The sequence below is a fragment of the Pseudomonas sp. CM25 genome (assembly GCF_013179705.1).
Classification (GTDB): Bacteria; Pseudomonadota; Gammaproteobacteria; order Pseudomonadales; family Pseudomonadaceae; genus Aquipseudomonas.
In genome coordinates, this window is record NZ_JABMCW010000063.1 from 1 (window position 1) to 21,593 (window position 21,593).

Genomic DNA, 21,593 nt, shown 5'->3' on the forward strand with positions numbered 1-21,593 from the left:
ATTGCCGACTGATGGGTTTGCCTGTGCTGGCCTCTTCGCGGGTGAACCGGATTGCCGCGAAGAGGCCAGCACAGGCTCAGCGCAACATGCTCCGCGCCTCCAGCAGCTCATCCACCTCCAGTTCGGTGCCGAACGGCAACCCCAGGTGGCGGTACGCCGGCAGCGCTGCCAGCGGCCGGTTGCGGCCGCGCTGGCTGATGCAGCGGGCGATCTGCACGATGTCGATGTAATCGACCTTGTCGGTCTGCCGGTCCAGGTCCTGGATCTGGCTTGGCAGGCTCACCAACTGCTCGGGAAACTCCCACGCCTTGAGGATCTTGTCGCCCAGCACCGGCTGAATCTGCTCGATCACATAGTGCAGGCACACCGGGTCCGACAACAGTTCGTTGTGCTCTTCGGCATAGATCAGCACCGGCAGGGCGCCAATCTGGTTGACCAGCCCGCCAAGGGTGGCCTGGTCGGGTTTGAGCTGGGTGAAGCGACGGCAGACTTCATAGCTGATACCGGCAACTTCCAGGCTGTTTGCCCAGATATCGCGCAGTTTATGCTCAACCGCCGGCGCCCGTGCGTGGAAAATCTGTTCGATTACCAGGCCGATGGCCAGGTTGCAGCTGTAATTGATCCCCAGCCGCGTGATAGCGGTATGCAGGTCGGTGACCTCGACCGCGGCGCGCAGCAATGGGCTGTTGACTACCTTGATCAGGCGCGCTGAAAGGGCCGCATCGCGACCGATTACCTTGCTCAGGGCCGCTACGCTGATCTCGCTGTCTTCCGCTGCCTCGCGGATGCTCAAGGCAACCTCGGGCAGTGTCGGCAGGACCAGGTCATCCTTTTCGATGGCATCAAGCAATTGTGCTTGAACCATCTCGGCCAGCTTGTTCATGGGCTTGTCTACCGCAGTGGTGGTGCGGCCCCGCCGCAGGGGCGGGGCAGGCTGGTCAGCGCAGGATTTCCTGGTCGCGGTCCAGTTCGTAGGGCAGGGTCAGCACCTGCAGGCGCGGGCCTTCCAGGCTGCCCAGGTGAAGATTGTCGTCGGCCACCGCATCGGCGCTGAGCACCGCGAGCAGTTCGCAGCCCGCGCCATTATTGGCAGCCAGCACCACCTCACCGACCGACGAGCCATGGGTAGGCGAGAATATCTCGGCACCCGGGGCGGGGGCAGCCTGCTGGTCCAGTGCCAGGCGGTACTGGCGGCGTTTGAGCTTGCCCAGGTACTGCATGCGCGCGACGATTTCCTGGCCGGTGTAGCAGCCCTTCTTGAAGCTGACACCGTCAACTGCCTGCAGGTTGATCATCTGCGGGATGAACAGCTCGCGGGTTGGCCCCATGACCTGGCCGATACCGGCGCGGATCTGCCCCAGCAACCAGTCGTCGAGGGTGCCTTCGGGAAGGGCGCCGGCCAGTGCCTGGCGCACTCTGGCGGCGCTGTCTGCAGGTACCCACAGTTCCACGCGGCCCGCCGACACTGCGATGGCGATCAGGCCGTCATGGCGCGCGGTGCTGCCGGCGTCTGCGGGCACATCGAGCCCCAGCGACTGCAGTGCAGTGTCGCCACCCTGCAGGCCGAAGCGTGCCCAGGCGGCACTTTCATCGGTCAGCGTGGCCTTGGAGAACACGGCGTACTTTTTCAGGTCAGCCAATTGCGCGTCTAGCAGCTCGCTGGCCATGGCCAGCAGGTAGCCGTTGCCTTCTGGCAGGATGCGGAAGCTTGACTGCATGCGCCCCTTGACCATGCAGCGGGCGCCGAGGCTGGCGTATTCAGGGCTGAGATAGTTGATGTTGCAGGTCAGCTGGCCTTGCAGGAACTTGCCTGCATCGGAGCCGCGGACGGCGAGGATGCCCTCGTGGGACAGGGGGCAGAAGAAAGCGGAATCGGCCATGGGTCATCGCGGTGGCTAAAGACTGGCGGCCATCATAGAACGCCGGTAACAAAATAGGTAGGTGACTAGACCAACGCCCGGTGCCGCTTCGCTCGCCTGGCTGTATACTGGCCGGCCATTCGAGGAGGGCCCCATGGTCGAACAAACTGAACTCAACCGGCTTTTCTGGCACAGCCGCCGCGGCATGCTGGAGCTGGACGTGCTGCTGGTGCCTTTCACCCAGGAAGTGTACGCCACCCTCAACGAGACTGACCGCGAGCTGTATGTGCGCCTGTTGAGCTGTGAGGATCAGGACATGTTCGGCTGGTTCATGGAGCGTACCGAGTCCGAAGACCCGGAGCTGCAGCGCATGGTCCGCATCATTCTGGACCGTGTCCAGCCCAAGTGAGTGCTTCGAGTGCCGCTGGCAGGGCTCGCGCCTGCTGCTGGCGGCCTACCTGACCTGTCAGGTGCTGGCATGGCTTGCCGTGTGTGCGAGCCCGCTGCCTGGGTGGCTGGCCGTTTCTGTGCTCGCCGCCTGCATTGCCCACGCTGGCTGCGCCATTCCCCGACGAATTCTGTTGACCCATGAACATGCCGTTGTCGGCCTGCGCCGTGATATGCGCGGCTGGCAGGTGTTCAGCCGCGCGCGTGGCTGGCAGCCGGTGCGGTTGTGTCGCGACAGCGTGGCGGTACCGGGGTTGGTGGTGTTGCGTTTTGTGCGGCCCGGGCGGTGTGTGGGGGAGAGCCAGTGTGTGCTGCGCGATGCGCTGAGGCCGGATGAGCATCGGCGATTGCGGGTGCGGTTGAAGTTCAGTCGGCGACGTTGGGCTGATGTGGGGGCGGGTCAGGGCTGACAGGTGTTCACCATGGCATTTTCGGCGCCTGTGAAATCGAGCGCCGCCCGCGCGGCACTCGATTTCACAGGCGCTGGAGATGGCAAGGCGGGCAACTGCCGGTCTCAACCCGCACGCTAGCCCAGCCCCCCTCTCACAAAGGACTCAGCACCGTATCCCTCGCCTCATCCAGCATTCCCGGGTAATCCAGGGTGTAATGCAACCCCCGGCTTTCCTTGCGCTGCATCGCCGACAAAATCATCAGCTCGGCCACCTGCGCCAGATTACGCAGCTCGATCAGGTCCCGGCTGACCTTGTAATTGCTGTAGAACTCGTCGATTTCGTCCAGCAGCAGGCGAATGCGGTGCTGGGCCCGCTGCAGGCGCTTGCTGGTGCGCACGATGCCGACATAGTCCCACATGAATCGCCGCAATTCGTCCCAGTTGTGCGCAATGATCACGTCTTCGTCCGAATCTGTAACCTGGCTGGCGTCCCACCCAGGCAAGGCCTGGGGCATCGCCACTTGCTCCAGGTTCGCCTGGATGTCCGCAGCCGCCGCGCGGCCATACACGAAGCATTCCAGCAACGAGTTGCTGGCCATGCGGTTGGCGCCGTGCAGGCCGGTAAAGCTGGTCTCGCCGATGGCGTACAGGCCTGGTACGTCGGTATGCCCGCGGTCATCGACCATAACCCCGCCACAGGTGTAGTGCGCGGCTGGCACCACCGGGATCGGCTGGCGGGTGATGTCGATGCCAAAGCCCAGGCAGCGTTCGTACACGGTTGGGAAGTGGCTCTTGATGAAGTCGGCGGGCTTGTGGGTGATGTCCAGGTACACGCAGTCCACGCCCAGGCGCTTCATCTCGTGGTCGATGGCACGCGCCACGATGTCGCGCGGGGCCAGTTCTTCACGCGGATCGAAACGTGGCATGAAGCGCTCGCCATTGGGCAGGCGCAGCAGGGCACCCTCGCCGCGCAGGGCTTCGGTAACCAGGAAGCTCTTGGCTTGCGGGTGGTACAGGCACGTCGGGTGGAACTGGTTGAATTCCAGGTTCGCCACCCGGCACCCCGCGCGCCAGGCCATGGCAATGCCGTCGCCGCAGGCGCCATCGGGGTTGCTGGTGTACAGGTAGACTTTGGCCGCACCGCCCGTGGCCAGTACCGTGAAGCGTGCGCCGAAGGTATCTACCTCACCGGTATTGCGGTCGAGCACATAGGCGCCCAGGCAGCGCTCGCCGGGCAGGCCCAGGCGGCGCTCGGTGATCAGGTCGACCGCCACACGCTGCTCCAGCAACTGGATATTCGGGCGCAGGCGGGCCTGGGCCAGCAGCGTGGTGAAAATTGCTGCACCGGTGGCGTCGGCAGCGTGAATGATGCGCCGGTGGCTATGGCCGCCTTCGCGGGTCAGGTGGAACTCGAAGCCGCCGTCGTCGACGCTGTTGTGCTCGTCGCGGGTAAAGGGCACGCCTTGCTCGATCAGCCACTGGATGGCCTCGCGGCTGTGCTCGACGGTAAAACGTACCGCATCTTCATGGCACAGGCCGCCGCCAGCATTGAGGGTATCCTCGACATGCGACTGTACGGTATCGGTATTGTCCAGCACCGCTGCAACACCGCCCTGGGCCCAGAAGGTCGAGCCGTTGGCCAGGTCGCCCTTGCTGAGCACGGCGACGCGCAGGTGGCTGGGGAGGTTCAGTGCCAGGCTGAGACCGGCGGCACCGCTGCCGATCACCAGGACATCATGTTGGAATTGTTGGCTCATGTCGGGACACTAGTAATCTTCGGGAGGGGCACGGCACAATAGTCACGCGCCGATGGCAATGTGAAACTATCGTTAAACTTGGCCGGGTAGCCTTTATAGCAGCCCCGGGTGGCCAATTTCCATGCCGCCCGCCAGTTCGCGACAACCTTTGCGGGAACTTTCCGGTATGCCCGGAAATCCTATGAAGGCTGCCCGCACGCCACAGTTTGCCGCGGCGACGCAGGGTGGCAGGCCTTTTCCGGGCTGTACCTGCGTATTCGAAACCTGATTATCGACGTAGCCGGCCGTGCCCGCGCCGCGTCTTCCGTGCAAGCCGACCAAGGGCTGCAGGAAACTTGCTTGGAGGGGAGAACTTTTGCGCAAAGCCCGAGTCTATGGTTGCAAGCCTGAACGATGGCTGATGCAGCGCTCCTTCGAGTTCACCGAGGAGTGTTCATGCTAACCCAGGAAGAGGATCAGCAGCTTGTCGAGCGCGTGCAGCGCGGTGACAGGCGAGCGTTCGATCTGTTGGTGCTGAAGTATCAGCACAAGATTCTCGGGTTGATCGTGCGGTTCGTTCACGATACCCACGAGGCCCAGGATGTAGCACAGGAAGCCTTCATCAAGGCCTACCGTGCGCTTGGCAACTTCCGCGGCGACAGTGCGTTTTATACGTGGCTGTACCGCATCGCCATCAACACGGCGAAGAACTACCTGGTGTCCCGTGGAAGACGGCCGCCAGACAGCGATGTGAGCTCCGAGGATGCGGAGTTTTATGACGGCGATCATGGTCTCAAGGATCTCGAGTCCCCAGAGCGCTCGTTGTTGCGGGATGAAATCGAAGGCACTGTCCATCGCACCATCCAGCAACTGCCTGAAGACCTGCGCACGGCGTTGACCCTGCGCGAGTTCGACGGACTGAGTTACGAAGACATTGCGAGTGTCATGCAATGTCCGGTGGGTACCGTGCGCTCTCGAATCTTCCGCGCTCGGGAGGCCATAGATAAAGCCCTGCAGCCGTTGTTGCAGGAAACCTGAGACAGCGGCGACAGCCAAGAGAGGAACCGCCATGAGTCGTGAAGCTTTGCAGGAATCGCTGTCCGCGGTGATGGATAACGAAGCGGACGAACTGGAACTGCGTCGGGTGCTGAGCGCCGTCGACAATGCCGAAACCCGTGCCACCTGGTCGCGTTACCAGGTTGCCCGTGCAGCCATGCACAAGGAGCTGCTGCTGCCGAACCTGGATATCGCCTCGGCGGTGTCTGCGGCGCTGGCTGACGAAGCCGTGCCGGCCAAGGTCAACAAAGGCCCGTGGCGCAGCATTGGCCGCCTGGCGGTTGCTGCCTCGGTCACCGTGGCCGTGCTGGCCGGTGTACGTATGTACAACCAGGACGAAATCACCGGCGCCGAGCTGGCTGCCCAGCAACCTGCCCAGCAGGGTCTGAGCGTGCCGCAAGCCCAGGGCCCGGCCGTTCTGGCAGGCTATAGTGAAAGCAGTGAGCAACCGACCGGGCCAATGGCCAACGGCGTGTTGCAGAACCAGGCCGGATGGGATCAGCGTCTGCCAGGCTATCTGCGCCAGCACGCCCAGGAATCTGCGCTCAAGGGCACTGAAACCGCCTTGCCGTATGCCCGCGCTGCCAGCCTGGAAAACCGTTAAGTAAGGAGGATCATGCGCGCGCTACCTCTCCTGTCGCTGCTGATTGGCAGCTGCATGGTGGTGCCAGCATTGGCGGCCAACTCTTCGCCCCAGGCGAATGAGTGGCTGAACAAGCTGGCACAGGCCGAGCAAAAACAGAGCTATCAAGGCTCTTTTGTCTACGAACGCAACGGCAGTTTTTCTTCCCACGATATCTGGCACAAAGTCGTGGACGGCAAGGTCAGCGAGCGGCTATTGCAGCTCGATGGCGCCGCCCAGGAAATTGTGCGCGTGGACGGAAAGGTAGAGTGTGTCAGCGGGGACTTGGTCAGCGGTGTGACAACGCCGCCGGACAATGCCTCGCGTGTGCTTGATCCGCTGAAACTGATGGGTTGGTACGACTTGAGCGTGGCGGGCAAGTCACGGGTCGCCGGGCGCGACGCCGTGATCGTGACGCTCACCCCCCGTGACCAGCACCGCTATGCTTTCGAATTGCATCTGGACCGTTTAACCGGTTTGCCGCTGCGCTCGTTGATGCTCAACGACAAAGGGCAGTTGCTGGAGCGCTTCCAGATGACCCGCCTCGATACCAGTCAGCCGCCCAGCGACAATGACCTGCGCCCCAGCGCTGCCTGCAAGCCGGTGCAGCAGGTTGCGGCCGCTGGCAACGACAGCGTCGCCGGCTGGCGCTCGGACTGGCTGCCGCCCGGGTTCGAGCTGGTCAACAGTTCGGTGCGCCCCGATCCGAAACGCGGGAGCACCGTCAGCAGCCTCATGTACGACGATGGCCTGGCGCGTTTCTCGGTATTCCTCGAATCGGTCAAGGATGATGGCGGCACCGACATGCGCACCCAGCTGGGCCCGACTTCAGCGGTTTCGCGTCGCCTGAACACGCCCAAGGGCAAGGTGATGGTGACCGTGGTCGGCGAAATCCCATTGGGTACGGCAGAACGCGTCGCACTGTCGATGCGCCCCCAGGATGCCCAGGCGCGCCAGTGATGGCGCGCTTTTCGCAATTTTGCCAAGGTGGGCGGACATACGGCTGAAATGAAATTAAAGCATTGTCATTTGCAATCCATCGGCAAATTTTCTATAGGTCAGGCTTTCAGGAGCCTGGCCTTTCCTGCGTTGTGCAGGGGCCTTTCTAAACTACCGCTCGTTGTGACGGGAGTCGTATGTCAACACCACGCTTGAAATCCTACCTATCGATGTTCGCCGCCGTGCTGATGCTCGGCCAGGTGCTCACCGCCCAGGCCGAGGAAGCCCTGCCGGACTTCACCACCCTGGTCGAGCAAGCCTCGCCGGCGGTGGTCAACATCAGTACCAAGCAGAAGCTCCCGGACCGGCGCATGGCCGCCGGGCAGATGCCGGACCTGGAAGGCCTGCCGCCGATGTTCCGCGAGTTCTTCGAGCGCAACATGCCGCAGCAGCCACGCTCCCCGCGCGGTGATCGCCAGCGTGAGGCGATGTCGCTGGGGTCGGGCTTCATCATTTCCAGCGACGGTTATGTGCTCACCAACAACCACGTGGTGGCCGATGCTGACGAGATCATCGTCCGCCTGTCGGACCGCAGTGAGCTGCAGGCCAAGCTGATCGGCACCGACCCGCGTACCGATGTGGCCCTGCTGAAGGTCGAAGGCAAGAACCTGCCGATCGTCAAGCTGGGCGATTCCGAGAAGCTCAAGGTTGGCGAGTGGGTACTGGCCATCGGCTCGCCGTTCGGCTTTGACCACTCGGTGACCAAAGGTATCGTCAGCGCCAAGGGCCGCACCCTGCCCAACGACACCTATGTACCGTTCATCCAGACCGACGTGGCCATCAACCCGGGTAACTCCGGCGGCCCGTTGTTCAACATGAAGGGCGAAGTGGTGGGTATCAACTCGCAGATCTTCACCCGTTCCGGCGGCTTCATGGGCCTGTCGTTCGCCATCCCGATCGACGTGGCGATCGATGTGTCCAACCAGCTGAAGAAAGACGGCAAGGTCAGCCGTGGCTGGCTGGGCGTGGTCATCCAAGAGGTCAACAAGGACCTGGCCGAGTCGTTCGGCCTCGACAAACCGGCGGGTGCGCTGGTGGCGCAGGTACTGGAAAACGGTCCGGCAGCCAAGGGCGGCCTGCAGGTGGGTGACGTGATCCTGAGCATGAACGGCCAACCGATCGTGATGTCGGCAGATTTGCCGCACCTGGTGGGCAGCCTGAAGGATGGCGAGAAAGCCAGGCTCGAAATCATCCGCAACGGCAAGCGCCAGAACCTGGATGTGGCCGTGGGTGCCATGCCGGATGACGATGCCGATATCGGCACCGGTGCCGAAGGCAGCGCCGAGCGCAGCAGCAATCGCCTGGGTGTATCGGTGGCCGACCTGTCCGCCGAGCAGAAGAAATCCCTGGAGCTCAAAGGTGGCGTGGTCATCAAGGAAGTCCAGGATGGCCCGGCAGCGCTGATCGGCCTGCGCCCGGGTGACGTCATCAGCCATCTGAACAACCAGGCCATCGGTTCGGCCAAGGAGTTCACCGAAATCGCCAAGGACCTGCCGAAGAACCGCTCGGTGTCGATGCGGGTGCTGCGCCAGGGGCGTGCCAGCTTCATCACCTTCAAGCTCGCCGAGTAAGCGCGTTCGCAGGGGACAAGGGCAGCTTCGGCTGCCCTTTTTCATGAACGTTCACAATTGCAGGGGCGAATCCTGTGTACAGTCGGACAGAGGAACCTCCCCTATCCCTGCTGTTTAAGGTACAATTCCCGGCTATTTTTCGGCGGGCGTCCGGCTCGCAGCCTTTTCGAGTGTTGACCCGTGAGTGATTTGAGTCATATCCGCAATTTCTCCATCATCGCCCACATCGACCATGGCAAGTCGACGCTGGCCGACCGTTTCATCCAGATGTGCGGTGGCCTGTCGGCGCGCGAAATGGAAGCCCAGGTGCTCGATTCCATGGACCTGGAGCGTGAGCGCGGGATCACCATCAAGGCCCACAGCGTCACGCTGCACTACAAGGCGCAGGACGGCAAGACCTACCAGCTGAACTTCATCGATACCCCAGGCCACGTCGACTTCACCTATGAAGTTTCGCGCTCGCTGGCGGCCTGTGAAGGCGCACTGCTGGTCGTCGATGCCGGCCAGGGTGTCGAGGCGCAATCGGTCGCCAACTGCTACACCGCCATCGAGCAGGGCCTCGAGGTCATGCCGGTGCTGAACAAGATGGACCTGCCGCAGGCAGATCCGGACCGCGTCAAGGACGAGATCGAGAAGATCATCGGCATCGACGCCACCGACGCCGTGGCCTGCAGTGCCAAGAGCGGCATGGGCGTGGACGAGGTGCTCGAGCGCCTGGTGCACACCATCCCTGCGCCGGTAGGCGAAATTGACGCGCCGCTGCAGGCGCTGATCATCGACTCCTGGTTCGACAACTACCTGGGCGTGGTCTCGCTGGTGCGTGTGCGCCAGGGCCGGGTCAAGAAAGGCGACAAGATCCTGGTCAAGTCCACCGGCAAGGTGCACCTGGTCGACAGCGTCGGCGTATTCACCCCGAAGCATACCCAGACGGCTGACCTGAAAGCCGGTGAAGTGGGCTTCATCATCGCCAGCATCAAGGACATTCACGGTGCCCCGGTGGGTGACACCCTGACCTTGTCCTCGACCCCGGAGGTCGAAGTACTGGCAGGCTTCAAGAAGATCCAGCCACAGGTCTACGCCGGCCTGTTCCCGGTCAGCTCCGACGACTTCGAAGACTTCCGCGATGCCCTGCAGAAGCTGACCCTGAACGACTCGTCGCTGCAGTACATGCCGGAAAGCTCCGATGCACTGGGCTTCGGCTTCCGTTGCGGCTTCCTCGGCATGCTGCACATGGAAATCATCCAGGAGCGCCTGGAGCGCGAATACGACCTGGACCTGATCACCACCGCACCTAGCGTGATCTACGAGCTCGAGCTGAAAACCGGCGAAACCATCATCGTCGACAACCCGTCGAAGCTGCCTGACGTCTCGGCGGTCACCGATTTCCGCGAACCGATCGTCACCGCGACCATCCTGGTGCCGCAGGAGCACCTGGGCAACGTGATCACCCTGTGCATCGAGAAGCGTGGCGTGCAGCGCGACATGCAGTTCCTCGGCAGCCAGGTGCAGGTGCGTTACGACATGCCGATGAACGAAGTGGTGCTGGACTTCTTCGATCGTCTCAAGTCCACCAGCCGCGGCTATGCTTCGCTGGACTATCATTTCGATCGCTATCAGTCGGCCAACCTGGTCAAGCTGGACGTGTTGATCAACGGCGACAAGGTAGACGCCCTGGCGTTGATCGTGCACCGCGACAACGCGGCCTACAAAGGCCGTGCGTTGACCGAGAAGATGAAGGAGCTGATCCCTCGGCAGATGTTCGATGTGGCGATCCAGGCAGCCATTGGCGGCCAGATCATTGCGCGGACAACCGTCAAGGCGCTCAGAAAGAACGTACTGGCCAAGTGCTACGGTGGTGACGTCAGCCGTAAGAAGAAACTGCTGGAGAAGCAGAAGGCCGGTAAGAAACGCATGAAACAGGTGGGCAACGTGGAAATTCCACAAGAAGCCTTCCTCGCCGTGCTCAGGTTGGATAGCTAGGTCCTATGTCGCTAAATTTCCCGCTGTTGCTGGTCATCGCCGTCTTCGTCTGCGGTTTGCTGGGCTTGATCGACCTGCTGTTCCTGGCCCCGCGCCGGCGTGCGGCAATCGCCAACTATCAGGGCAGCGTCAGCCAGCCCGAGATGGCGGTGGTCGAACGCCTGAACAAGGAACCGTTGCTGGTCGAGTACGGCAAGTCGTTCTTCCCGGTGCTGTTCATCGTGCTGGTGTTGCGTTCGTTCCTGGTCGAACCGTTCCAGATCCCTTCCGGGTCGATGAAACCGACCCTGGAAGTGGGCGACTTCATCCTGGTGAACAAGTTCTCGTACGGCATTCGCCTGCCGGTGGTGGACAAGAAGGTCATCGAGGTGGGTGACCCGCAGCGCGGTGATGTGATGGTGTTCCGCTACCCGAGCGACCCGAACGTCAATTACATCAAGCGTGTGGTCGGCCTGCCGGGCGACCAGATCCGCTATACCAACGACAAGCGGCTGTTCGTCAACGGCCAGCCGATTGCCGAGCAACTGGTGGGTACCGAACCGGGCACCTTGGGCAGCGCCGAGCTGTACAAGGAAAAGCTCGGCGAGGCCGAACACCTGATCCGCAAGGAAATGAGCCGTTATCGCATGCCGCCGGACCAGCAATGGACCGTACCGGCCGGCCATTACTTCATGATGGGCGACAACCGCGACAACTCCAACGACAGCCGCTACTGGGATGATCCGAACATTCCCAAGGAACTGCACGGCATGGTTCCGGACCGGAACATCGTCGGCAAGGCCTTTGCGGTCTGGATGAGCTGGCCAGAGCCCAAGCTCAGCCACCTGCCCAACCTGTCGCGGGTTGGTCTGATCCATTGATACCCTTCGGCGCTGTCCAGCAGACAGCGCCGAATGCATTTCTGACATAGGCTGTGTTCTCAGGGATCGGGAGATTCGCCGTGTTTAGCGGCGTACCACAGCCAAACAGTCTTTCAGGATGTTGATTTGAACAACGCGTTGAACAACCAACGGGTGGCCGCATGACTGCTTCCCTTGCCCGTCTGGAGCGAAAGCTCGGTTACACCTTCAAGAACCAGGACCAGATGCTCCTGGCCCTGACCCATCGCAGCTATGCCGGGCGCAATAACGAGCGCCTGGAGTTTCTCGGTGACGCCATTCTCAACTTCGTCGCCGGCGAAGCGCTGTTCGAGCGCTTCCCGCAGGCCCGTGAAGGCCAGTTGTCGCGCCTGCGAGCGCGGCTGGTCAAGGGCGAGACTCTGGCCCGCCTGGCCCGTGGTTTCGACCTGGGCGAATACCTGCGCCTGGGTTCGGGTGAGCTCAAGAGCGGTGGTTTCCGCCGCGAGTCGATCCTGGCTGATGCCCTGGAGGCGCTGATCGGCGCCATCTATCTGGACGCAGACATGGACACGGCACGCGAACGTGTGCTCGCCTGGTTGGCCGACGAATTCGAAGGCCTGACCCTGGTCGACACCAACAAGGATCCGAAAACCCGCCTGCAGGAATTTCTGCAATCGCGCAGCTGTGAGCTGCCGCGTTATGAGGTAGTGGATATCCAGGGTGAACCGCACTGCCGGACCTTCTTCGTCGAATGCGAAGTGGTGCTGCTGAACAACAAGAGTCGTGGCCAGGGCGTTAGCCGGCGTATTGCCGAGCAAGTTGCCGCCGCGTCTGCACTGATCGCCCTGGGCGTGGAGAATGGCAATGACTGATAACACCCCGACCCGCTGCGGCTACGTAGCCATTGTCGGCCGCCCCAATGTCGGCAAGTCGACCCTGCTCAACCACATCCTCGGCCAGAAGCTGGCGATTACCTCGCGCAAGCCGCAGACCACCCGCCATAACATGCTCGGTATCAAGACCGAGGGTGATGTGCAGGCGATCTACGTCGATACCCCCGGCATGCACAAGGCCAATGACAAGGCCCTGAACCGCTACATGAACCGCACTGCATCGGCTGCCCTGAAGGACGTCGATGTGGTTATTTTCGTGGTCGACCGTACCAAGTGGACCGACGAGGACCAACTGGTGCTGGAGCGTGTGCAGTACGTGACCGGCCCGCTGATCATCGCGGTCAACAAGACCGACCGCATGGAAGAGAAGGCCGAGCTGATTCCGCACCTGCAGTGGCTGCAGGAGCAACTGCCGAATGCCGAGGTGATGCCGATTTCTGCGCAGCAGGGGCACAACCTCGAAGCGCTGGAAGCGCAGATCGCCAAGCACCTGCCGGAGAACGACCACTTTTTCCCCGAAGACCAGATCACCGACCGCAGCAGCCGCTTCCTGGCTGCCGAGCTGGTTCGCGAGAAGATCATGCGTCAGCTCGGTGCAGAGCTGCCGTACCAGATCACCGTGGAAATCGAGGAGTTCAAGCAGCAGGGTCATGTGCTGCATATCCACGCCCTGATCCTGGTCGAGCGCGACGGCCAGAAGAAGATCATCATTGGTGACAAGGGCGAGCGCATCAAGCGCATCGGCTCCGAGGCGCGCAAGGACATGGAAGTGCTGTTCGACTCCAAGGTCATGCTCAACCTCTGGGTCAAGGTCAAAGGCGGCTGGTCCGACGACGAGCGCGCCTTGCGTTCGCTGGGCTACGGCGACCTGTAACTCCACCTGACTGCTCAGGTTACTCTGTGGGAGCGGGTTTCCCCGCGAATGCGTCAGTGGATTCACCACCGCATTCGCGGGTAAACCCGCTCCCACAGTTGTTTGTGAATAGTAGAGATCGCACATGGATCAAGTTGTCGGCCAACCGGCCTACGTCCTGCATAGCCGTGCCTACAAGGAAACCAGCGCGCTGGTGGACTTCTTCACCCCGCAGGGCCGCGTACGTGCGGTGCTGCGGCGGGCGCGGGGCAAGGGTGGCAGCCTGGTGCGGTCATTCGTGCCGTTGGAGGTAGAGCTGCGCGGACGCGGCGAGCTGAAGAACGTCGGGCGCATGGACAGCGCCGGTATTGCCGCCTGGCTGAACGGCGATGCACTGTTCAGCGGGTTGTACCTCAACGAGCTGCTGATGCGCCTGTTGCCTGCCGAAGCGCCGTTCCCGGCACTGTTCGAACACTACACCCTGACCCTGCAAGCGTTGGCCGCCGGTCGTCCGCTGGAGCCGCTGCTGCGTTCCTTCGAATGGCGGCTGCTGGACGAACTCGGGTATGCGTTTTCCTTGGCGCATGACGTCAACGACCAGCCGATCGCTGCCGACGGCTTGTATCGCTTGCGTGTAGATGCCGGCCTGGAGCGGATCGAGCTGGTGCAGCCGGGCCTGTTCCGTGGCACTGAGCTGCTGGCCCTGGCTGAAGCCGACTGGGACGCCCCTGGCGCCTTGTTGGCAGCCAAGCGCCTGATGCGCCAGGCATTGGCGGTTCACCTGGGGCCGAAACCGCTGGTCAGCCGGGAACTGTTTCGCAAGCGCTGATCACGACGTATGCTGTGGGGCTCATACCTCAGGAGAGCCTTTCGTGACTCACAGCAACCGCATGCTTCTAGGCGTAAATATCGACCACGTGGCGACCCTGCGCCAAGCCCGGGGCACGCGTTACCCTGATCCGGTCAAGGCCGCCCTGGATGCCGAGGAAGCCGGTGCCGATGGCATCACCGTGCACCTGCGCGAAGACCGCCGGCACATCCAGGAGCGTGACGTGGTGCTGCTCAAGGATGTGCTGCAGACCCGCATGAACTTCGAGATGGGCGTCACCGAAGAGATGATGGTCTTTGCCGAGCAGATCCGTCCGGCGCATATCTGCCTGGTACCCGAGACCCGTCAGGAGCTGACCACCGAAGGTGGGCTGGATGTGGCGGGCCAGGAGGCACGGATCAAGGCAGCAGTAGAACGCCTGGCACGTACCGGTGCCGAAGTGTCGCTGTTCATCGATGCCGACGAGCGGCAGATCGAGGCGTCGCGCCGCGTGGGCGCGCCGGCTATCGAGCTGCATACCGGGCGTTATGCCGATGCGCAAACCCCGAGCGAAGTGGCTGAGGAGCTGAAGCGTGTCGCCGATGGTGTGGCGTTTGGCGTGGGGCAGGGGTTGATCGTCAATGCTGGCCACGGGCTGCATTACCACAACGTGGAGGCGGTGGCGGCAATCAAGGGCATCAATGAACTGAACATCGGTCATGCACTGGTGGCGCATGCACTGTTTGTTGGTTTCAAAGCCGCTGTGGCCGAGATGAAGGCACTGATCGTCGCGGCTTCGCGCTGACAGGTAGGCTGCCTGTTCGGGCCCATTCGCGGGTAGACCTGCTCCCACATGGCGTTATACAAACCATGTAGCAGCGGGTTTACCCGCGAATGGGCCCGAACAGGCGGCAGCTTACTCAGCAGGAAACACCAGGGTAAACCGCGTAGGCCCTAAGGTTTCGCTGTTCACTTCGACCCGCCCACCATGCAACTGCATGATCGACTTGACGATCGCCAGCCCCAGCCCTGTGCCTCCCTCCAGCCGCGAGCGCCCCGAACCTACCCGGTAAAACCGCTCGAACAAGCGCGACTGGTGTTCTGCTGCAATACCAGGCCCCTGGTTTTCCACTGATAGCCGAACTTCACACCCCTGGCGTTCGATTCGCAACTCCACAGGCTTGTCCTCAGGGCTGTGCCGAATGGCGTTGCTCAACAGGTTCGACAACGCTCGCTGAAAACTCAGGCGGTCGGCCAGTGCTGTCCCCCAGCCCTGCAAGTGCAACTCGATACCCTTTAGCTCGGCACTGAATGCGAACAACTCGCTGACGCGTGACGCCTCATCGGCGAGCGCCAACGGCTTCAGCGCCACCTGCGCTTGCGGCTGGCTGACCTGGGCAAGAAACAGCATGTCGTTGATGATGCGATTAAGCCGGGTCAGTTCCTCGACGCTGTCCTCCAGCACTTCCCGGTAGTTGGCGTTGTCGCGTTCACGCGCCAGGGTCACCTGGGCCTTGCCCATCAGGTTGCTCAGCGGTGTGCGCAACTCATGGGCGAGGTCGTCGGAGAATTGGGACAACTGACGCACGCCCTGGTCGAGGCGGTCGAGCATGATGTTGATGCTGCGCGCCAGCTCCGCCAGTTCCAGCGGCAGGCCGGCGACAGGCAGCCGGTGCTGCAGGTCCTGGGCTGAAACCTGCCCGGCAATGCGCCGGAACCGGCGCAGCGGCTTCAGGCCACGTTGCATCAGCCACCAGGCACCGGCGCCGATCAGCACCAGCAACAGTGGCAGGGCCAGCAGGGTCGAGCGTAGATAGGCCTGGAGCAGGTCCTGGTCGTCGGCGCGGTTGAGCGACATCATGACCCGCACCGGGGTGTCGTCGCGCAGGCGCATCTGGCGGGTGACGGTGAGGATCTGGTTGCCGCTGCTGTCACGCCATTCGTGGAAATTCAGGCGCATGTCGGTGTGCAGGTCGCCGACCCGCGATTCCACGGCAGGGCCCAGACTGAGCAGGTGTGGGTGGCGCCCGTCGAGGGCGAGTACGTTGAGGCTGAGGTTGTCGTGGCCCATCACCAGGTCGAGCAACGGATGGGCACGGCTGCCCAGGTCCTCGCTGCGCAGGTCGACGCGCAGGTTGTGCTCGACCTGCAGCATCTTGCGGGCCAGGTCCTTGCGCGCGCGGCTGTCCAGTTCGTGCTCCAGCGCGAACACCGCCAGGCAGGCCAGCAGCAGCACCAGTGCGGCGCCCATCAGGGTCACGCTCAGTCCCAGGCGAAGCGACAGGCTGGCGTTTTTCAAACGCGTGCCTCGAGCACATAGCCAACGCCACGCAGGGTATGGATCAGCTTGTTGTCGAAGGGGTCGTCGATCTTCGCCCGCAAGCGCCGAATCGACACTTCGACCACATTGGTGTCGCAGTCGAAGTTCATGTCCCACACCAGCGAGATGATCTGCGTCCGGGACAGCACCTCGCCGGTCTGGCGCATCAACAGGTGCAGCAAAGCGAATTCCTTGGCGGTCAGGTCGATACGCTGCCCGGCGCGGTAGGCGCGGTGGCGGCCCGGGTCCAGCTCCAGGTCGGCAACACGCAGGGTGCCGGGCTGCATTTGCTGGTCGTTGCGGCGCAACAGGCTGCGGATGCGTGCCAGCAGCTCCGGGAATTCGAAGGGCTTGAGCAGGTAATCGTCCGCACCCAGGTCCAGGCCTTTGACCCGGTCCGCCAGGCGGCCGTGGGCAGTGAGCATCATGATGCGCGTGGTCGATTCGGCGCGCAGGCGCTGGAGCACGGTCCAGCCATCGAGCTCGGGCAGGTTGACGTCGAGGATGACCAGGTCGTAAGGCTGTTGACGGGCCAAGTGCAAGCCGTCGGTGCCGGTGTGGGCGCAGTCGACCACGTAGCCGTTCTCGCGCAGGCCCTGTTGCAGGTAATCGGCGGTACGCAGTTCGTCCTCGATGATCAGTAGGCGCATGAGGGGGCTCGGGATGATGAAGAGAGGGGATTTTCCACCCTGTAGTGACATCAGGGTCAAGGCCCGGGATGTTACGGCATGAGTAAGGGCCTGCGGTGCAGATAACGGATTTGTAATCCTGGCGTTATCTGGCTGTCTGTTCGGCCCGAACAGGCAACGCATGGCCACATTGCAGGACTGTAATCCCGGCCTCACCTTGCCGTTAGCTAACCCTCGCTAGGATGGCCCCATCTGATCGGTTATCACGAGGCGACCACGATGAACCTGACCAAATACTTGCTGTTGGCCACCCTTGCCCTGGGCAGCGCCAGTGTCTACGCCGAGGGCGGTGCGGAGCGCTCCAGAGAGTTCTGGCAAGCCTTCCGCGAAGACCAGCAGCGCCTGTACGGCGACAGGCAACAGGCCGTTGCCGAGCGTGAGCGCAAGGCGCAGGAGAAGGCCCGCGAGGTGGCCAGGGACTGAAGTAACAGCACCTGCGTCGCGACAGCTCCTCGCCGCAGGTTCAGGCGCCCAACCGGGCGCCTTTTTTATTTGCGCGCCAGCAGGGTGGCGCGGCGCGGCGCCGGCAGGCCTTCGATGGTCTTGCTGTGGTCGTTCGGGTCGAGGAAGTCGCCCAGCGACTGGTAGCGCATCCACTCGGTGCTACGCTGCTCCTCGACGCTGGTCACGCTCACGTCGACGCAACGCACATCGCTGAAGCCGGCACGCCGCAGCCAGCGTTCCAGCGCCGGTACCGACGGCAGGTACCAGACATTGCGCATCTGCGCGTAACGGTCCTCTGGCACCAGCACTTGCTGCTCATCGCCCTCGACCACCAGGGTTTCCAGCACCAGCTCGCCACCTTTGACCAGGCAGTCCTTGAGCGCCAGCAGGTGCTCGATCGGCGAGCGGCGATGGTAGAACACGCCCATGGAAAACACCGTGTCGAACCCTTCCAGGTTGGCGGGCAGCTCTTCCAGGGCGAAGGGTAGATGCCAGGCTGGCAGGTCCGGCAGGTACTGCTGCACGGCCTGGAACTGGCAGAAGAACAGCCAGTTGGGGTCGACCCCGACTACCATGTCGGCGCCGGCACCGAGCATGCGCCACTGGTAGTAGCCGTTGCCACAGCCGACATCGAGCACACGTTTGCCCTTGAGGTCCAGGTGCGGGGCGATGCGTGACCATTTCCAGTCCGAACGCCATTCGGTGTCCACGTGCACGCCAAACAGGTCGAACGGCCCTTTGCGCCATGGCGACAGGCCCATCAGTGCCTGGTGCATCCGGGCCCGGGTGGCGTCGTCGCAGTCGCAGTCCAGGCGCAGCCCGTTGACCAGGTCGATTTCGCTCGGTTGCAGGGCGGGCAGGGCATCGAGCGCACCGCGCCAGCGGTCGAGGTCACCGTGGCCCTTCTCCAGCTTGGCTTCCAGTTGCGCTTGCAGGCCTTGCGACCAGGAAGCCAGGGGCGTACCCGCCAGGCGGCGGACGAGGGGGGACAGATCGATCATGGCAGGGCTATCAACGAGGCAAAGTTAAGGCATTGGAACCAGGGCACCACTTTCGAGAAGCCGGCGGCGTGCAGGCGTTCCTTGTGGGCTTCCAGCGTGTCGGGCTTCATCACGTTTTCGATGGCACTGCGTTTCTGGGCAATTTCCAGTTCGCTGTAGCCATTGGCCCGTTTGAAGTCCAGGTGCAGTTCGTTAAGCAGGTCCTGCTCGTCATCATCGGCGAAGCGCAGTTTTTCCGAGAGGATCAGCGCGCCTCCGGGCAACAGCGCCTGGCGGATGCGGCCAAGCAGCTGCAGGCGCTGGTCGGGGGCGATGAACTGCAGGGTGAAGTTCATCGCCACCACCGAAGCGGGCTCGAACGGCAGGGCGAGGATATCGGCATCCAGTACCTGAACTGGCAGCAGCTCCTGGAACATCGAATCCTGGGCAACCAGGTACTGCCGGCAACGCTCGACCATGGCCGCCGAGTTGTCGACCGCGATCACCCGGCAGCCGTCGGCGCGCACATGCCGGCGCAGCGATTGGGTGACGGCACCCAATGACGCGCCCAGGTCGTACAGCGCGGTGTTCGGCTGGGCGAAGCGCGCAGCCAGCACCCCGAGGTTTTCGACGATGGTCGGGTAACCGGGCACCGAACGCTTGATCATGTCCGGGAACACGCGCACCACGTCCTCGTTGAAGACAAAATCGGGCACCTGCTCCAGAGGCTGGGCGAAGAGGCGGTCGGGTTGTTTGCTCACGGTGAATCCAGGCGGCTGGCGATATGCAGGGTGCGCATTCTAGCCAAACTGTCGCCAGGATGCATGGTTGGCTGACCGGCGCTGCCCGTTCAGTTGACGCGCACCACGCAATCGAAGGTTTGCACCGGTGCTACGTCTCGGGCCCAGGGTTGCTGATAGACCAGCAACAAGTGGCCCTCGCCCGCGGTGCTGGCCTGGTAGCGCCAGGTGGAAACACCCGAGCTGCCTACCACGCCTACCTCATCGGGGGCGCTGTACACCTCCGGGCCGAGGCTGCGCAAAATGTTCGAAGCCGGGTTTTCGATGCGCCAGCGGTAGCCGGTGGACGGGTTGCTGGGCAAGGTGAGCGTCAGTGCCTGGCCAACCTGCAGGCGGATGGGGCATTCGCTTTCGGCGTCCAGCTCGATCGGGTTGGTGGGCTGTTGAGCACAGGCAGAAAGCAGGGTAAAACTCAGGGGAACGAGCAGACGAGGGACGGTCATGTTGGCTCCGGAGGCTGGGAATGGCCTGAGGATAACCGATGCGGGTGAGGTTTTGTGTTGCCGGTGCCGGCCTCTTCGCGGTCAAGCCCGCGAAGAGGCCGGTACGGGTCAGAACAGCACTTTGGCCACGTCGGCGAAGCGCTTGGCGAAATGTACCGTCAGGCCGTCGCGCAGGTAGTCGGGCAGCTCCTCATAGTCGCCGCGGTTAGGCTCCGGCAAGATCAGCTCGAAGATCTTCTGCCGCCGGGCGGCAATTACCTTCTCGCGCACCCCGCCAATCGGCAGCACCTGGCCGGTGAGGGTCAGCTCGCCGGTCATGGCCACGCCTTTCTTCGGCACCTGGTCGCGAGCCAGCGACAGCAGGGCGCTGGCCATGGTGATGCCGGCGCTCGGGCCGTCCTTGGGCGTGGCGCCTTCGGGAACGTGCAGGTGGATGAAGGCTTCGTTGAAGAAGCCCGGGTCGCCACCAAACTGCTTGAGGTTGGAGCTGACATAGCTGTAGGCGATTTCAGCCGATTCCTTCATCACGTCGCCCAGCTTGCCGGTCAGCTTGAAGCCACGGTTGAGGGTATGGATGCGGGTGGCTTCGATGGGCAGCGTGGCGCCGCCCATGCTGGTCCAGGCCAGGCCAGTGATGACGCCTTTGCCGGCCAGCACCTGCTCGCTGCGGAATACCGGCATGCCGAGGGTGGTTTCCAGGTCCTTGGGGCCGATCTTGATCTTGGCAGCCGGATCTTCCAGCAGCTTGACCACGGCTTTGCGAACCAGTTTGCCCAGCTGCTTTTCCAGTTGCCGCACCCCGGCCTCGCGGGCATAGCCCTCGATCACCAGGCGCAAGGCGCTGTCGCTGATGGCGAGGCTGGTCTTGGCCACGCCGGCCTTTGCCAACTGCTTGGGCCACAGGTGGCGCTTGGCGATGGCGAGTTTTTCTTCGGTGATGTAGCCGGACAGGCGGATCACTTCCATGCGGTCGAGCAGCGGCCCGGGGATCGAGTCGAGGGTGTTGGCGGTGCACACGAACAGCACTTTGGACAGGTCCAGGCGCAGGTCGAGATAATGGTCGAGGAAGTCGACGTTCTGCTCCGGGTCGAGGGTTTCCAGTAGCGCCGAAGCCGGGTCGCCCTGATAGCTCTGGCCCATCTTGTCGATCTCGTCGAGCATGATCACCGGGTTCATCACTTCGACATCTTTAAGGGCCTGCACCAGTTTGCCGGGCTGGGCTCCAATATAGGTGCGGCGATGGCCCTTGATCTCGGCTTCGTCACGCATGCCGCCGACGCTGAAGCGGTAGAACGGCCGCCCCAGCGACTCGGCGATGGACTTGCCGATGCTGGTCTTGCCCACGCCGGGCGGGCCCACCAGCAGCACGATCGAGCCGCTGATCTCGCCTTTCCAGGCACCCACGGCAAGGAATTCGAGGATGCGTTCCTTGATGTCGTCAAGGCCAGCGTGGTGCTGATCGAGGACCTTGCGCGCGTGCTTGAGGTCGAGTTTGTCTTTGCCGTAGACGCCCCACGGCAGGGCGGTGGCCCAGTCCAGGTAGTTACGGGTGACGGCGTATTCGGGCGACCCGGTTTCGAGAATGGCCAGTTTGCCCATCTCTTCATCGATGCGTTTGCGCGCCTGCGGCGGCAGGGTCTTGCCTTCAAGACGCTGCTCGAACTGTTCAAGGTCGGCGCTGCGGTCGTCCTTGGTCAGCCCCAGCTCTTGCTGAATGACCTTGAGTTGTTCCTTGAGGAAGAATTCGCGCTGGTGTTCGCCGATCTGCCGGTTGACCTCGGCCGAGATCTCGTTCTGCAGCCGCGCCACTTCCACTTCCTTGCGCAGCATGGGCAAGACTTTTTCCATGCGTTTGAGCATGGG

General features: G+C 62.8%; 22 protein-coding genes. 13 read left to right on the top strand and 9 right to left on the bottom strand.

Going from position 1 to position 21,593, the window contains the following annotated elements; genetic code table 11:
- Positions 1-76: 76 nt before the first annotated feature.
- Together HP546_RS09595 and HP546_RS09600 are read right to left on the bottom strand one after the other, a co-directional pair.
- Complete coding sequence (locus HP546_RS09595) at positions 77-883, bottom strand: HDOD domain-containing protein (RefSeq protein WP_172223514.1); 807 nt, start codon at positions 881-883, stop codon at positions 77-79.
- A gap of 55 nt (positions 884-938) precedes the next feature.
- Positions 939-1,880: a folate-binding protein YgfZ gene (locus HP546_RS09600; RefSeq protein ID WP_172223517.1), complete on the bottom strand. Its 942-nt coding sequence runs from the start codon at positions 1,878-1,880 to the stop codon at positions 939-941.
- Positions 1,881-2,013: 133 nt separating this feature from the next.
- On the opposite strand from HP546_RS09600, the gene HP546_RS09605 reads away from it, so the two are divergent.
- Both HP546_RS09605 and HP546_RS09610 read left to right on the top strand, forming a co-directional pair.
- The gene (locus tag HP546_RS09605; protein ID WP_172223520.1) at positions 2,014-2,268 is read left to right on the top strand and encodes a succinate dehydrogenase assembly factor 2; all 255 of its coding nucleotides are present in this window, start codon (positions 2,014-2,016) and stop codon (positions 2,266-2,268) included.
- Positions 2,252-2,716: a protein YgfX gene (locus tag HP546_RS09610; protein ID WP_172223525.1), complete on the top strand. Its 465-nt coding sequence runs from the start codon at positions 2,252-2,254 to the stop codon at positions 2,714-2,716. Before HP546_RS09605 ends, HP546_RS09610 begins: the two co-directional genes overlap by 17 nt.
- Before the next feature lie 133 nt (positions 2,717-2,849).
- Here HP546_RS09610 and nadB read toward each other — a convergent pair whose 3' ends face one another.
- On the bottom strand, positions 2,850-4,454 hold the full coding sequence (gene nadB / locus HP546_RS09615) for an L-aspartate oxidase (protein WP_172223529.1): 1,605 nt from the start codon (positions 4,452-4,454) through the stop codon (positions 2,850-2,852).
- A 435-nt stretch (positions 4,455-4,889) separates the two neighbouring features.
- On the opposite strand from nadB, the gene rpoE reads away from it, so the two are divergent.
- The 10 genes from rpoE to pdxJ all read left to right on the top strand — a co-directional run bounded on the left by rpoE (position 4,890) and on the right by pdxJ (position 14,859).
- A complete protein-coding gene (gene rpoE / locus HP546_RS09620) occupies positions 4,890-5,471 on the top strand; it encodes an RNA polymerase sigma factor RpoE (RefSeq protein ID WP_003252049.1) in 582 nt (193 codons plus the stop codon).
- A gap of 31 nt (positions 5,472-5,502) precedes the next feature.
- The gene (locus HP546_RS09625) at positions 5,503-6,093 is read left to right on the top strand and encodes a sigma-E factor negative regulatory protein (protein WP_172223533.1); all 591 of its coding nucleotides are present in this window, start codon (positions 5,503-5,505) and stop codon (positions 6,091-6,093) included.
- A gap of 12 nt (positions 6,094-6,105) precedes the next feature.
- Positions 6,106-7,071, top strand: coding sequence for a MucB/RseB C-terminal domain-containing protein (locus HP546_RS09630; RefSeq protein WP_172223536.1), 966 nt, complete (start codon positions 6,106-6,108; stop codon positions 7,069-7,071).
- A gap of 209 nt (positions 7,072-7,280) precedes the next feature.
- The gene (locus HP546_RS09635; protein ID WP_372242422.1) at positions 7,281-8,681 is read left to right on the top strand and encodes a DegQ family serine endoprotease; all 1,401 of its coding nucleotides are present in this window, start codon (positions 7,281-7,283) and stop codon (positions 8,679-8,681) included.
- Positions 8,682-8,861: 180 nt separating this feature from the next.
- Positions 8,862-10,661: a translation elongation factor 4 gene (gene lepA / locus HP546_RS09640; RefSeq protein WP_016498174.1), complete on the top strand. Its 1,800-nt coding sequence runs from the start codon at positions 8,862-8,864 to the stop codon at positions 10,659-10,661.
- Between the two features lie 5 nt (positions 10,662-10,666).
- Positions 10,667-11,521 carry a signal peptidase I gene (gene lepB, locus HP546_RS09645; RefSeq protein WP_172223543.1) on the top strand — a complete coding sequence of 285 codons (855 nt, stop codon included), beginning with the start codon at positions 10,667-10,669 and terminating at the stop codon, positions 11,519-11,521.
- A gap of 161 nt (positions 11,522-11,682) precedes the next feature.
- Entirely contained in the window at positions 11,683-12,372 is a 690-nt protein-coding gene (gene rnc, locus HP546_RS09650; protein WP_012273927.1) for a ribonuclease III, read from the top strand.
- The gene (gene era / locus HP546_RS09655; protein ID WP_172223548.1) at positions 12,365-13,267 is read left to right on the top strand and encodes a GTPase Era; all 903 of its coding nucleotides are present in this window, start codon (positions 12,365-12,367) and stop codon (positions 13,265-13,267) included. The genes rnc and era overlap by 8 nt, the downstream gene beginning before the upstream one ends.
- Positions 13,268-13,391: 124 nt before the next feature.
- The gene (gene recO / locus HP546_RS09660; RefSeq protein ID WP_172223551.1) at positions 13,392-14,075 is read left to right on the top strand and encodes a DNA repair protein RecO; all 684 of its coding nucleotides are present in this window, start codon (positions 13,392-13,394) and stop codon (positions 14,073-14,075) included.
- Positions 14,076-14,136: 61 nt separating this feature from the next.
- Entirely contained in the window at positions 14,137-14,859 is a 723-nt protein-coding gene (gene pdxJ / locus HP546_RS09665; RefSeq protein ID WP_175586180.1) for a pyridoxine 5'-phosphate synthase, read from the top strand.
- 111 nt (positions 14,860-14,970) lie between these two features.
- Here the strand turns inward: pdxJ and HP546_RS09670 are convergent, their stop codons facing one another.
- The gene (locus HP546_RS09670; RefSeq protein ID WP_172223557.1) at positions 14,971-16,353 is read right to left on the bottom strand and encodes a heavy metal sensor histidine kinase; all 1,383 of its coding nucleotides are present in this window, start codon (positions 16,351-16,353) and stop codon (positions 14,971-14,973) included.
- A complete protein-coding gene (locus tag HP546_RS09675) occupies positions 16,350-17,024 on the bottom strand; it encodes a heavy metal response regulator transcription factor (RefSeq protein WP_172223560.1) in 675 nt (224 codons plus the stop codon). The genes HP546_RS09670 and HP546_RS09675 overlap by 4 nt, the downstream gene beginning before the upstream one ends.
- A gap of 258 nt (positions 17,025-17,282) precedes the next feature.
- On the opposite strand from HP546_RS09675, the gene HP546_RS09680 reads away from it, so the two are divergent.
- Positions 17,283-17,486, top strand: a complete 204-nt coding sequence (locus HP546_RS09680; RefSeq protein ID WP_172223563.1) for a hypothetical protein — start codon at positions 17,283-17,285, stop codon at positions 17,484-17,486.
- A gap of 65 nt (positions 17,487-17,551) precedes the next feature.
- On the opposite strand, the gene cmoB is transcribed toward HP546_RS09680, so the two are convergent.
- The 4 genes from cmoB to lon form a co-directional block, all read right to left on the bottom strand.
- Entirely contained in the window at positions 17,552-18,508 is a 957-nt protein-coding gene (gene cmoB, locus HP546_RS09685) for a tRNA 5-methoxyuridine(34)/uridine 5-oxyacetic acid(34) synthase CmoB (protein WP_172223566.1), read from the bottom strand.
- Positions 18,505-19,248 (bottom strand): carboxy-S-adenosyl-L-methionine synthase CmoA, encoded by a 744-nt coding sequence (gene cmoA, locus HP546_RS09690; RefSeq protein ID WP_172223569.1) that lies wholly within the window; start codon positions 19,246-19,248, stop codon positions 18,505-18,507. The genes cmoB and cmoA overlap by 4 nt, the downstream gene beginning before the upstream one ends.
- An 89-nt stretch (positions 19,249-19,337) precedes the next feature.
- Positions 19,338-19,730, bottom strand: a complete 393-nt coding sequence (locus HP546_RS09695; protein ID WP_172223573.1) for a protease inhibitor I42 family protein — start codon at positions 19,728-19,730, stop codon at positions 19,338-19,340.
- Positions 19,731-19,838: 108 nt separating this feature from the next.
- On the bottom strand, positions 19,839-21,593 hold a 1,755-nt coding region (lon, locus tag HP546_RS09700; RefSeq protein WP_172223576.1), incomplete at its 5' end, for an endopeptidase La.